Raw genomic sequence first — 13,753 nt, 5'->3', positions numbered from 1 at the left:
TCACAGTATAGCACGATTACCAAAAAGGTGTTAATCTAAAAAAATTACCGCTGGCTATAGCTTTATTCTATACCCAGCGGTGTTTTATCAGTTTTTATAATAGATACCGGAGCCCCTCCTACAGCACATGCTCCTTGTACTTGGAGATCTCTTCCAGATATTTTTTCCCCAGAGAGCTGATATGGATCCCCTTTCGGATCAGATACCCGATGGTCATCACCTCGTCCGACTTCAGCTTCACTGCACAGTAATCCGTTCCGTTTAATTCCTCACAGATGATCCCGCAGCACAGGGTATATCCGTTCAGCCCTACCATCAGGTTCAGGAAGGTGGCCCGGTCATTGGCCTTGATCAGCCGCTTGTATTCATAGGTACTGAGAACTTCCTCTGCGAAATAAAAGGAATTGTTGGTTCCCTGATCAAAGGAAAGGCAGGGATACTCTTCCAGCTCTTCCAGAGATACCTCCTCCCGGTTTGCCAGGGGATGCCCCTTCCACATATAGACAGACACGCTGCACTGAAAGATCTCATGGAATTCCAGACCGGATTCCTTGAACAGCTTCGTCAGCACATGGCGGTTAAATTCATTCAGGTAAAGGATCCCGATCTCGCTTTTAAATTTTCTTACGTCCTCTATTACATCGTAGGTCTTTGTCTCATGGACGGCAAATTCATACTCGTCCATGCCAAACTGACGGACCATCTCCACAAAGGCATTCACGGCAAAGGTGTAGTGCTGCATGGACACGCTGAATTTCTTCTTGGTATTTTCCTTTGCCACAAACTTTGCTTCCATCAGTTCGTACTGCTCTACCACCTGCCTTGCATATCCGATGTACTCTTCTCCCTCCGGAGTCAGAAAAATCCCACGGTTGGTCCTGCGAAAGATCTCCACGCCGCTTTCTTCCTCCAGCTCCTTGATGGCAGCGGAAAGGCTTGGCTGTGAGATAAACAGCTGTCTTGCCGCTTCATTCATGGATTTGGCATTTGCTACCGTAATGACATAACGAAGCTGCGTCAGTGTCATGGAATCTCCTCCTATTTCTGAACCAGGTTGATGATCTTTTTCGGAACATAAATTTCCTTTACAAGAGTGCCCGTCAGCTTATCTGCCACCGCTTCTTTTCCCGCCAGAAGGGCGTCTTCTTTGGAGATCTCCGCCGGAACCGAGATCACCGCTTTGGTCTTTCCGTTGATCTGCACCGGAATTTCTATCTCATCATCCTTCATCAGCGCTTCCTCATATGTCGGCCATCCTGCTTCAAACACACTGGTGTCATGTCCCAGCTGCTCCCACATCTCCTCTGCCATATGAGGTGCAAAAGGTGACAGAAGCACTGCCATTACAGACAGAGTTTCCTTGTCAATGCCGCCTTCTTTCTTGGCAATCTCCAGCAGGCGGTTGTTGTGCTCCATAAACCCGGAGATGGCAGTGTTCAGGCTGAATGTCTCCAGACGGTTGGTAATATCGTAGATCAGGCGATGTCTCTCCTTGATCATCTCCTGTGTCGCTGCAACCTCTGCCTCCTTGCTGTCCATCAAAAGCTTCCAGACTCTTTTCAGGAAACGATTGACTCCGTCGATCCCTCTGTCGTCCCACTCTGCATCCAGCTCCGGTGGCCCTACAAAGAGCTCGTACATCCGGAGAGAATCACAGCCGTAGTCTCTGACCAGGTCGTCGGGAGAAACCACGTTTCCCTTGGATTTACTCATTTTAATTCCATTTTTTCCGGTGATCATTCCCTGATTAAACAGCTTCTGGAAGGGTTCCTCAAAATCCACCGCCCCAATGTCATACAGGAACTTGGTATAGAACCGGGAATACAGCAGATGCAGTACCGCATGCTCTACTCCTCCGATATACATATCCACCGGAAGCATTTTGGAGGCCACTTCCTTTGATACCAGCGCCTCATCATTGTGGTTGTCCACATAACGCAGGAAGTACCAGGAAGATCCGGCCCACTGAGGCATGGTATTGGTCTCCCGCTTTGCCGGCTTTCCGCACTTGGGGCAGGTACAGTTGACCCATTCCTCGATTCCTGCCAGAGGGGATTCTCCTGTACCGGTAGGCTCGTAGGATTCCACTTCCGGCAGCCGCAGAGGCAGCTCTTCCTCCGGCACCGCTACCGCCCCGCAATCCTCGCAGTGAATGATGGGGATCGGTTCTCCCCAATAACGCTGTCTGGAAAATACCCAGTCTCTCAGTTTATAATTAACGGTTGCCCGTCCCAGTCCCCTCTTCTCGATCATATGGGGAGCTTCTTTTTTCAGGACCGCAGAATCCATTCCATTCCATTCTCCTGAATTTACTACGATTCCGGACTCCGTATAGGCTTCCTCCAGCTTCTCGGCCGCCTTTCCGTCCTTTGCGATCACCTGAACGATGGGCAGGCCAAATTTTGTAGCAAAAGCAAAGTCTCTTTCATCGTGAGCCGGTACGCACATGATCGCTCCCGTACCATAATCCACCAATACATAGTCTGACAGCCAGATAGGCACTCTTTCTCCGTTCAGCGGATTGATGGCGTAGCTTCCCGTAAAGACGCCGGTCTTTTCTTTATCCTGCATCCGGTCTACATTGGACTTCATGGAAGCGTCGTAGATATACTGTTCCACCGCTTCCCTGGTCTCTTCTGTTGCCAGTTCTTTTGCCAGAGCATGTTCCGGAGCCAGTACCATGAAGGTGGCTCCATACAACGTATCCGGTCTTGTGGTATAGACCGTCAGCTTTTCCTCGCGGCCTTCTATGGCAAAATCAACCTCTGATCCATAGGATTTGCCGATCCAGTCCGCCTGCATTTTCTTTACCTTTTCCGGCCAGTTCAGTCCGTCCAGATCTGCCAGCAGACGCTCTGCATAATTGGTGATCTTCAGCATCCACTGACGAAGGTTCTTCTTGGTCACTTCCGTTCCGCAGCGTTCGCACTGACCTCCCACCACTTCTTCGTTGGCAAGTCCCGTCTTACAGGAGGGACACCAGTTGATGGGAAATTCCTTTTCGTATGCCAGACCTTCCTGGAACATCTTCACAAAGATCCACTGGGTCCATTTGTAAAATTCCGGATCTGTGGTGTTCACTTCCCGATCCCAGTCGTACAGCGCAGAGATCTCATTGATCTGACGCTTGATATTGCGGACATTCTCTTCCGTGGAGATCGCCGGATGCACTCCTTTTTTTATGGCATAATTTTCCGCCGGCAATCCAAAAGCATCCCAGCCCATGGGATGGATCATGTAGTATCCCTGCTGCAGCTTATAACGGCTCCAGACGTCAGAGATCACATATCCCCTCCAGTGTCCTACATGCAGGCCGTTTCCGGAAGGATAGGGAAACATATCCAGACAGTAGTACTTTTCTTTTTCCTTCCCGTCTCTGTCTACCTTCGTATTGACCGGGTTCTTTTCCCATCTCTCCTTCCACTTTTTTTCGATTGCTTTGTGGTTGTACGGTGTGTTTGCCATGGTTTTTCATCCTCTCTTATAAGTTAAAAAAAGCCGCTCCATCTCCCGGGAGACGAAAAGACTCATCTTTTAGTAGTGTTATACTGCATTTTGGCGGTATATTACCGTCTTTTATTTCTTTCCACCTATCGTTGTATTATAAGTAGAATATTGAAAATAGTCAAGTTTTGTTTTCTGAAAGTTGCCCGTATTTTCTTGTTCAAATTTCACAATTTTTGTTGTTAGAGCAGACCTTTTCGTGTATAATAGAACCATAAAGTATTGGTACTGAAGAAGGCTTCAGTATAATCTATCTACAAAAGGAGAGTTTGCCATGGTAAATGTATTAACTGGTCCAAAAGGTACCGGAAAAACACAACAAATGATTGCCCTTGCCAATGGGCAGGCAAAAAAACTGAACGGAAGCGTTGTCTTCATCAAAAAAACCCATCGTGATACCTCAAGCGTTTCTTTTGACATCCGCACCATCTGTATGGATGATTACCCTGCTATCGCCAATATCGACGAGTATATCGGATTCCTCTACGGGATCTATAGCTCCAATCAGGACACGGAGTGTGTATTTATCGACGGCATCCTGAAGCATGCGGATATCTCTTTGGATAATATGCCTCAGTTTGTTTCCCGTTTAAACCAACTCTCTAAAGAATGTAACATCGAATTCTATGTCAGCATCAGCGCCGACAAAGCCCAGGTATCCGGCGACGCCTATGCGGACTGCAATTATCTGAACTAACCGGACGGCAGCTAACAGAATAAAAGAGCATCTTTCGCAGGCTTCTTTTAGAACTCCTGTGACAGATGCTCTTTTTTACAGGTTGATTGCTTCTTTGGACTTTTGTAAGCTGATTGTTTCTTTACTCTTTTTTGTCCGCTGTCTGTTCTTTTTCAGTTTCCGCCCGTGACACTTCCTGCCCTGTCTCTCCCAGAGCTGTGACCTGATTGACCTTCTCCCCCGGCTGATACTCCAATGTCACCGGACTTCCTGCCTGATACCGGATGATCTCCGGAAACTCCTGCACCGCCACATCATAGATCCTGTCGTCTCCCTGGAGCGTCAGATAATAGTGTGTATTGCCGTCCAGAACCACGGCTGCCGCTGCTTCTATCGTCCCGGAAGCCTGTTCTGCCTCTCCTTTTGGCTCTTCTTTTTTTACCCCGTCCCGGAACAAAAGGGACAGATACTCTTCCTGGCACTGGCTGACGCTGTCTCCGATGGCCACGATCTGATACTTCTGTACATTGACCATGGCATATTTCTTTACCAGACCTGCTTCATCTTTCAAGGCGATAAAGTACGTGGGCTCGTCCGAAATATTTAAAAGCAGCGGGAAAGTGGCCTGATATTTTAAATGCTGTACCTGCCCTTCTGCCGAGGACATCGCCGCCGATTCCGTGGCTCCTTCTACTTCGTAGTATTTGGTCTCCATCGTTCTCTGATTGGACAGCACGAACCCCACATTAGACTGGTCTCCATTGACAGAAGTAACGCCTGTATACATCCACACATCATCGTCCAGCGCCAGATAGTTGTAGCCGTCCGTAGTCTCCAGACAGTCCTTCTGACTCAGGATACTGTTGAAAAATCCATGCTTTAGTGTCCCGTGGTAATCAAACAGCTTCACTAGCATATCTGCCGAATAGGCCCGGTCCACCCACTGGGGCACCTTGTCAATTGCATAGGTTTTCGTCTCTCCCGTAATGGCGTTGCAAAGAACCACTTTTCCGATGGTCTCCCCGCCAAACAGGCCGATATTATATTTCTTTACCGGAGCGATCCAATAAGGAACTCCCCTCTCGTCAATCTCAAAGCTCAGTTCTCCGTAAATGTAAGTAGGATGGGCAAACCGCAGATGCCTGTAGATATTACGGTTGAAATGCTCACTGGTCGTATAGCGGATGCCTTTTTCCAACTTCACCAGTTCTGTGGTCTGGTCTGCCATATTGATGCGGATATAAGCCGGGATCCCTTCGCTTCGGTTGGTCAGCCACTTGATCCAGCTGGCATAGCGAAGCGGCGTTACCCGCACCGGGTTTCCCTTGTAATTGATCTGACTGTAAATATTATCCGCCTCAAACTGGGATACCATATCCACCATGCTTCCCATCTTTCTGTCTCCCAGAATCTCAGCCGTATCTCTGTCCAAAAGAGGGATCTTATCAAAGGACAGTTCCTCCACATCCTTGGAGAAGGTTCCCTTTTCCACCGCCATCAGCTTCTGATATTTTTTGGCATTGATGATGGGAGAAGACAGCAGGCTTCCTATCAGATAAGCTGCCACCACTGCCAGAAAGATTCCTCCAAATACCCGCATTCCCTTGTCCTGTCGGATCTCTCTGATCCCGATCCGCTTTTTTCTCCCATAAAATCCGGCAGGAAGGATGATCAAGATCACCAGAAATACCCAGGTCTCCGCGGCATGGATATTGATGACCGGAAGCGCCATATAGTAGTACAGTGCCAGCGCCACCAGTATCATTACCACCAGCCATCCTTTTTTTATCGGCTTTCCCTGTTTCATAGAAGCTCCTCCTTGTATGTAGGTTCCAGCGAAATGATCTGTCGCTGTCTTTCATTTCCTTGTTTCTGCAACATTTTACACACTGACATAGATCAGGAAATCTGTCGGCTTCTCCCATCTCCTGCCAATCCCGCAGGCCGGGATTCTCTCCTTCGGCTCGGCACAGCCCCGGATGCTGCTTCAGGTTGACGCAGGCCGGGATTTCCGCCTAAAATTTACGGTTCCATGCCGTCATGGTAAACAGCATCAAAAATGGGAAGATCTCCAGACGTCCTGCCAGCATATCCAGGCAGAACACGATCTTGGAAAGTGGTGAAAAGTCGGCAAAATTACCGCTTGGTCCCACCAGACCGATTCCCGGACCGATATTGTTGATGGTGGTCAGCACCGAACTGAAGGTCGTTCCAAAATCCCTGTTGTCAAGCGAGACGATCAGGATGGACAATCCTACGATCCCCGCATATGCCATAAAATAAATACTCAGATTTTTTAAAACGTCCGCCTCCACCTTCCTGCCGTTGACCCGTATGATACTCACCGACTTAGGGTGCGCCATCTGCTTTACTTCTCTCTTAATACATTTTAGCAGCATGAGGAATCTGGAAACCTTGATCCCTCCTCCGGTAGAAGAAGCGCAGGCTCCTATGATCATCAGCATCATCAGGATGCACTGGGACAGCATAGGCCAGATGGTATAGTCTGCCGTCGCATATCCGGTGGTGGTGATAATGGATCCCACCTGGAATACGGCATAGCGGAATGCCTGCAGCGGGTTGGCATAGTGAAAGCTGATGTTCCAGGTAATGATCAGAGTGGCTGCCGCAATGATCCCCAGATAAGCCCGAAGCTCCTCATTCTTCCAGATGGGCTTAAACTCTCGCATCAGCAGGAAGAAATACAGGTTGAAATTGACTCCGAACAGGATCATAAAAACGGTGATCACTCCATCAATATAGGCACTGTTAAAATGTCCTACGCTGGCTCCGTAATTGGAAAACCCTCCGGTACCTGCCGTTCCAAAGGCGTGAATGAAGCTGTCCAGCACATTCATTCCACCCAAAAGCAGCAGCACCACCTCGATCAGCGTCATTCCCAGGTACATCCCGTACAGGATACGGGCGGTATCCATCGCTTTGGGCACCAGCTTATCCTTTTCCGGTCCCGGAACCTCCGCTTTCATCAGGTACATGGTGTTCTTCTTGTCCAGCTTTGTCAGGACCATTACAAACACCAGCACTCCCATTCCGCCTACCCAGTGGGTAAAGCTTCGCCAGAACAGCATGCTTTTGGGCAGGGCTTCCACATCCTTTAAAATACTGGATCCTGTCGTCGTAAAGCCGGATATGGTTTCAAATAATGCGTCCAGGTAGTTGGGGATACTGCCGGATAAGGCAAATGGCAGCGCTCCAAACAAAGACCAGAGGATCCACGCCCCCGCCACGATCACCATGCCTTCTTTTCCGTAAATCGTCCGGTTTTCAGGGGCTTTCATCCCTGAGATCAGATAGATCCCTATCAGAAGGACGGAGGGTACCAGAAAGTAGACCCCCTCTGCCTCCCGCAGCAGGAGAGATACAAAAGCGGGAAGGAGCAGCAGCACCCCTTCCACACCCAGCATCTTTCCCAGTATGTAGCGTATCATTTTTACGTTCATCGTTTTTCTCCATCCCTTATTGCATTACGTCTCTAAAGTCATTGATCACAGAATCCTTGGTTACCACCACAACGCTGTCGCCCACTTCCAGGTGATCGTCTCCGTGAGGAATGATGATCTTGCGTTTCCGCCCGATGCAGGCGATCAGGTGATTCTTTTTGGTCTTCAACTCCCGCAGAGGGATGTTGGTAAACTCACATTCCTTGCGGATGATGAACTCCAGCGCCTCCACCTTGCCTCCCAGAAGCCGGTAGCTGGTCTCTATATTTGCACTTGCGTAAGAATTGTTCCGCGCCTTTACATAACTCATGATCAGATCTGCCGTTGCACTTTTAGCGGAAATGATACTGTCGATCCCCAGACCTTCCACCATCTGCGCCCGGGAATCTTCATTGACTTTCGCAATGATCTTGTCTACTCCCTTGGTCTTGGCAAACAGTCCCATGATGATATTTTCTTCATCGATCCCTGTCAGTGCCACCATTGCGTCCGCCTCTCCAATCCCTTCTTCCAGCAAAAGCTCCTGATTGGCAGCGTCTCCGTGGATGATGGTTGCATCCGGAAAATGCTCGCAGAGAAATTCGCATCTTTTTTCATTTTTCTCAATGATCTTTACCTGCATGCCCACACGCAGCAACTGGCTGGCCAGGTAGAAGCACACATGCCCTCCGCCGCAGATCAGTACCTTTTTGATAGGCGCTTTTCTCCTTTTGGTAGCCTTAAAGAAATTCTCCAGATTCTGGTGGGTGGCCGCCACATGCATCTTATCTCCCTTTTCGATCACAAAGCTTCCGTCGGGAATGATGATCTCATTCTGTCGTTTTACCGCACACACCAGTATCTTTACCTGGTATTTTTGATAAGCCTCTGCCAGAGACAGTCCTACCAGAGGATTCTCTTCCCGCACATTCAGCTCTACCAGCTCGACCTTGCCCTTCATAAAGGTCTCCACCTTGCAGGCCTCCGGAATCAGCAGGATCCTTGCGATCTCGTTGGCTGCCGTCAGCTCAGGATTGACTGCCATACTCAGGTGCAGGTCTTCTTTCAAAAGATCGATCTGCCTGTAATACACAGGATTTCTGACCCTGGCTATCGTATGCTTTGCCCCCAGCCGCTTTGCCAGAAGACAACTGAACATATTCAATTCGTCTGTGGAGGCGCATGCGATCACCAGGTCTGCATGGGGAACTCCCGCCTGCTTCTGCACTTCCACATCCGCTCCGTCTCCGGCAATGCAGAAAATATCCAGCTCGTTCAGAGCTGCCTTTAACTTTCCGGCGTTCTGGTCGATCAGCACAATATCATATCCTTCTTCCGACAACTGACTCGTCAGCTTGTGCCCAACCTTCCCGTCTCCTATGATTACAATGTTCATATCCATATTTGTTTTACAACCTCTTTCTCTTTTTCATAAACGGCAAGGAGATTATAGCACTTTTATTCCGAGAAAAAAAGTACTAATTCCTGCACGGAAGAATCTCCTGTGCACCCCCGGATCTTCTTCCCTGTAATACAATATATAAAAGGCAAACGCACCTGCCTCTTTTGTGCAGATACCTTTGCCTTTTTGCGTCTCATTTTCTTGTGAAGACAGCAGAAGTTTCCCTGCCGGTCCCAAACATCACGCTTCCGCTGCCGCCCGTTTTGCGATCTCTGCTTCCTGTACGTCGGAAGGCGCCTGCTCGTAGCGGGCGAATTCGTAAGAATAGCTGCCTCTTCCGCCTGTCATGGAACGAAGGATGGTACAGTAGCCAAACAATCCCGTCATGGGAATGTCCGCCATGATCTCCTGGCTTCCGCCTGCAACGGGATTCATTCCCAGGACCCGTCCTCTTCGCTTATTCAGATCTCCCATCACGTCTCCGGTATATTCATCCGGAACTACCACTTTCAGGGAAGCAATGGGTTCCAGAAGAATGGGCCCCGCTTCCATAAAGCCCTTCTTAAACGCCTGTAAAGTAGCCGTCTTAAATGCCATCTCCGAGGAATCTACCGGGTGATAGGAGCCATCGTAAAGCGTAGCTTTTACGCCGACTACCGGATAGCCTGCCAAAGGTCCTCTCAGCACCGCTTCCTGCAATCCTTTTTCCACAGCCGGGAAGTAATTTTTAGGAACGGCTCCTCCTACCACCGTTTCCTCAAATACATAGGGCTGCTCCATCTCTCCGGAGGGGCCGAATTTCATCTTTACATGGCCGTACTGCCCGTGCCCGCCGGACTGCTTTTTATATTTGGTGTCCACGTCCGAGGTCTTCCGGATCGTTTCCCGGAAGGCAACTCTGGGTGTTTCCAGCACCACTTCGCATTTGTACCTGGCCAGAAGCTTGCTAACCGTTACCTCCAGATGCTGATCGCCCATTCCATAGAGCAGGGTCTGGCGGTTCTCGCTGTCATTTACCGTTTTCAGTGTCACATCCTCCGCCATCATCTTTTGCAGCGCCTGGGATACTTTATCCTCATCTCCCTTGTTTTTTACCGTATATTTCATGTAGGTATAGGGCTTGGAATATTCTGTGCGCCCAAACAAAAGAGGAGTGGCCTTGGTAGAAAGCGTATCTCCCGTTTTCACTTCTGACAGCTTGGCAACCGCACCGATATCCCCGGCAAACAGCTCGCTGACTTCTGACGGCTTATTGCCGGACATGGTATAGATCTTGCCCAGCTTTGCCTCTGTATCCGTCTCCGGATCATAGAGGGTATCCTCTCCTTTCAGAACGCCGGAGCACACCTTGATGAAAGAATATTTTCCGATGAAAGGATCTACCATGGTCTTAAATACATAAGCGGATTTGGCTTTTGCAAAATCATAGTCCGCCTGATAGATCTCATTGGTCTTGCGGTTGATAGCCGCGCAGGTCTTATTGGCCGGACTGGGGAAAAACCGCACGATATCCGACAGCAGATTGGAAACTCCCTGTGCTTCTATGTTGGATCCCATGGCCACCGGTACGATGTCTCCCGCCATCACTTCTGTACGCATGGCGGAACGGATCTCCTCCACCGAGAACTCTTCTCCATTAAAATAACGTTCCATAAACTCTTCGCTAGTCTCCGCCACTGCCTCTAAAAGCTTTTCCCGGTAAATCTCCAGATTCGGCATACAATAGTCCGGAATCTCGCACTCTTCCCTTTGTGCCACTCCTGTATAGCGTCTGCCTGCATTCTTGATGACATTGACATACCCTACCAGTTTTTCATTCTCCCGAATAGGCTGGAAATGAGGTGCGATCACCTTACCGTACCGCTCCGTCAGATCCTGCACCACCTGCCTGAAGCTGGCGTCGTCCACGTCCATCTCCGTCACATAGACCATACGGGGCAGGTCATACTTATCGCACAGCTCCCACGCCTTTTCCGTCCCTACTTCTACGCCTGCTTTCCCGGATACCACGATCACTGCTGCATCCGCCGCACTTACCGCCTCTTCTACCTCGCCGACAAAGTCAAAATATCCCGGCGTATCCAGCACATTGATTTTCGCCTTCTCCCACTCAATGGGAATCAGGGTGGTGCTGATCGAAAACTGTCTCTTTTGTTCTTCTTTATCAAAATCACTGATCGTATTGCCGTCTGTTACTTTGCCCATACGACTGGTGGCTCCTGACACATATGCCATAGCTTCTGCAAGACTGGTCTTTCCGCTTCCGCCATGCCCCAAAAGTACAACGTTTCTGATCTCGTCCGTTCTGTAAACCTTCATATTTTGCTGCCTCCTTACCTCGGTAATTTTTCATGTATATATTGTACTAAAATTCGCAAGATAATACAACTATATTATGCAATTTCTACATATTTTTTATTGAATTCACCAAGGTTTCCAGATACATCCGGCAGATAACGGTTTTTGCCGTCCAGTCTAAAAGTTCCGGTATTTCTGACGGTGTTTCCGACCGGTTTTCCGGTAATTCCCCTTCCGGCTTTTCCGGCAGTCCTTCCGACAGCTTTTTCGACAGCGTCTCCTTCTGCCGGCTGCTTCTCTTCTTTTCTCCGGGAAATACCTGATCAAACCGGCTGTACAAAGCCCCACAAAAACGGGTATAAAACTGCCCCGGCTCTTCCTTTTTCTTCCCTGCCAGCAGGATCTGTATATCTTCCAGAGACAATACCAGCTTCGAAACGGCGATCACAAAAATATCTGCAATTTGTTCCCTGTAATACAGCTTCTTCACCGGCTTTGCAATCAGTCCCTTCTTTACATAGTTGCTGATCATGGAAGCGGTAATGGAAAAGCTGTGCATGGGCAGGATATACCCGGATACGTATTTTGTGACCTGCTCCAGATAAAGCCCCACATCGGGTATTTCCGGATATGCCGGTATTTCAAACCGCTTTGGTTCCTCCCACATTTCTGATTTTCCGTCTTTTTTCATCTTTTTCCTCCCCTGTATCCTTCGGCATTTTCCTTCCTGCCTCTGTTCCCATTGTATGCCTTTTTGCAACGAAGTTCAATGAATCTTTTTATCGGTTTTTCGAAAACTCTTGACATCGTTATGAATGTATCCTATGATACTTTATAAGTTATCCAAAAACTTATCATGTTATATCGATATGACAGGAGGTGTCTTCCTTGAAACAACCATTGCCACATTCTCCAGGTTCTTCCGCTTCTTCTCAGAACCACAGATTTTCTGTCAAAGATCCCGGAAGCGCCCTGACCCACTTGATCGGCTTTCTGGCGGGGATCTTTTTGACGCCCCTGATCCTGCTCCATGCTTCCGCCCGGGGAGCTGCCTTTTCCGACCTTGTCGGACTGGGCATTTTTATGATCAGTCTGATCCTGCTTTACGGGGCAAGCACCACCTATCACACCTTTGCTATTCCCCGGAGGCAGATCCTGAAAAAGCTGGATCACATGATGATCTTTGTGCTGATCGCCGGATCTTATACCCCCATTTGTCTCAGCATCCTCCCTCAACAAAGCGGGCGTCCTCTTTTGATCGTCATCTGGAGCATTGCATTTCTGGGTATGCTGTTTAAGCTGTTTTTCGTGCATTGTCCCAAATGGATCTCCTCCGTCCTTTACATTGGCATGGGGTGGGCATGCATCTTTGTGATCCCTCGGTTATTTGTCATCCTTCCCACCACCGGATTTCTTCTGTTGTTCCTGGGAGGACTGGCCTATACAGCTGGAGGCGTTCTCTACGCCCAAAAGCTGACTGCCTGGAATATGCGTCATCCTTTTTTCGGCTCCCACGAAATCTTTCACGTATTCGTGCTGGCCGGAAGCCTGTGCCACTATCTCCTGATGTATCACTATATCGTTTAAGCTTCGGCTTCCAGGTAAGAAAGGCATTTCCATTTTTCGGAACATGAAAAACTCCAATACCATCAACAGGCTAAAGCCTGTACTGCAAAAACCGCCACCTCTTTGATGAAGTTGCGGTTTTTTGCAGGTCTATTTTCTTGTTGCCGAAAAGCCCAGCCATCATAAAACAATAAGTATTTCCACCAAAGGAGTCCTTACATTTGAATGATCCGGCTGCTGTATCCGGCCAGCTCCTTATCATGGGTAACCATCACGATGGTGTGCCCTTTTTGGTTTAGTCCGGTCAGGATTTCCATGATACGATCCCGATTCTCTCCATCCAGACTCCCTGTAGGCTCGTCTGCCAGAATATACGCCGGATGATTTGCCAGAGCTCTGGCGATGGCCGTTCTTTGTTTTTCTCCTCCGGACAGTCGGGAAGGCAGATAGTTCATTCGTTCTGTCAACCCTACTTCTGCCAGCAAAATCCTTGCTCTTTCTTCCCGCTCTTTCCTTGGCACTCCTGCATATTTCATAGGCAGGATCACATTATCCAGCACCGAAAGTCTTGAAATCAGGTAGAAAGACTGAAAGATAAACCCGATCTTCCTGTTGCGCAGCCCTGCCAGTTCCTTTGGCTTACAGGTACCTGTATTTACTTCATCCAACCAGTATTCCCCAGCGGTGGGCGTATCGATCAGTCCCAACAGGTTCAGAAGAGTCGTCTTGCCGCAGCCGGATTTCCCATACAGACTGACAAACTCTCCTTTTTCTACCGTAAGATCCACCGATTCCAGCACCTTTGTTTCCACCTGATCGCCGTAATATGTTTTTGAAACCTGTTTCATCTGTATCATTTGTTCTCTC

At 48.8% G+C, this 13,753-nt stretch carries 10 protein-coding genes; 2 read left to right on the top strand and 8 right to left on the bottom strand.

Annotated elements, in window-relative coordinates:
* Positions 1-118: 118 nt before the first annotated feature.
* The gene (locus tag FYJ34_RS09815) at positions 119-1,027 is read right to left on the bottom strand and encodes a LysR family transcriptional regulator (protein ID WP_154478268.1); all 909 of its coding nucleotides are present in this window, start codon (positions 1,025-1,027) and stop codon (positions 119-121) included.
* Between the two features lie 11 nt (positions 1,028-1,038).
* Positions 1,039-3,465: a leucine--tRNA ligase gene (leuS, locus tag FYJ34_RS09810; RefSeq protein WP_154478266.1), complete on the bottom strand. Its 2,427-nt coding sequence runs from the start codon at positions 3,463-3,465 to the stop codon at positions 1,039-1,041.
* 313 nt (positions 3,466-3,778) lie between these two features.
* Between leuS and FYJ34_RS09805 the strand changes: the two genes are divergently transcribed.
* Positions 3,779-4,201, top strand: coding sequence for an ATP-binding protein (locus FYJ34_RS09805; RefSeq protein ID WP_154478264.1), 423 nt, complete (start codon positions 3,779-3,781; stop codon positions 4,199-4,201).
* A gap of 121 nt (positions 4,202-4,322) precedes the next feature.
* Here the strand turns inward: FYJ34_RS09805 and FYJ34_RS09800 are convergent, their stop codons facing one another.
* From FYJ34_RS09800 to FYJ34_RS09780, 5 genes are all read right to left on the bottom strand, one after another.
* Entirely contained in the window at positions 4,323-5,987 is a 1,665-nt protein-coding gene (locus FYJ34_RS09800) for a CvpA family protein (RefSeq protein ID WP_154478263.1), read from the bottom strand.
* A 208-nt stretch (positions 5,988-6,195) separates the two neighbouring features.
* Positions 6,196-7,641: a TrkH family potassium uptake protein gene (locus FYJ34_RS09795; RefSeq protein WP_154478261.1), complete on the bottom strand. Its 1,446-nt coding sequence runs from the start codon at positions 7,639-7,641 to the stop codon at positions 6,196-6,198.
* Positions 7,642-7,657: 16 nt separating this feature from the next.
* Positions 7,658-9,016 carry a Trk system potassium transporter TrkA gene (gene trkA, locus FYJ34_RS09790; protein ID WP_154478888.1) on the bottom strand — a complete coding sequence of 453 codons (1,359 nt, stop codon included), beginning with the start codon at positions 9,014-9,016 and terminating at the stop codon, positions 7,658-7,660.
* 246 nt (positions 9,017-9,262) lie between these two features.
* Positions 9,263-11,341, bottom strand: a complete 2,079-nt coding sequence (locus tag FYJ34_RS09785) for an elongation factor G (RefSeq protein ID WP_154478259.1) — start codon at positions 11,339-11,341, stop codon at positions 9,263-9,265.
* Between the two features lie 85 nt (positions 11,342-11,426).
* Entirely contained in the window at positions 11,427-12,011 is a 585-nt protein-coding gene (locus FYJ34_RS09780; RefSeq protein ID WP_154478257.1) for a DUF1836 domain-containing protein, read from the bottom strand.
* A 197-nt stretch (positions 12,012-12,208) separates the two neighbouring features.
* On the opposite strand from FYJ34_RS09780, the gene trhA reads away from it, so the two are divergent.
* On the top strand, positions 12,209-12,907 hold the full coding sequence (gene trhA, locus FYJ34_RS09775; RefSeq protein ID WP_330582578.1) for a PAQR family membrane homeostasis protein TrhA: 699 nt from the start codon (positions 12,209-12,211) through the stop codon (positions 12,905-12,907).
* A 194-nt stretch (positions 12,908-13,101) separates the two neighbouring features.
* On the opposite strand, the gene FYJ34_RS09770 is transcribed toward trhA, so the two are convergent.
* Positions 13,102-13,743 carry an ABC transporter ATP-binding protein gene (locus FYJ34_RS09770; protein WP_154478255.1) on the bottom strand — a complete coding sequence of 214 codons (642 nt, stop codon included), beginning with the start codon at positions 13,741-13,743 and terminating at the stop codon, positions 13,102-13,104.
* Positions 13,744-13,753 lie beyond the last annotated feature (10 nt).

The sequence above is a fragment of the Suipraeoptans intestinalis genome, assembly GCF_009696485.1.
GTDB classification, from domain to species: Bacteria; Bacillota; Clostridia; order Lachnospirales; family Lachnospiraceae; genus Suipraeoptans; species Suipraeoptans intestinalis.
The sequence above is the reverse complement of the archived record's forward strand: the minus strand, read 5'-3'. Positions and strand labels throughout refer to the sequence as shown.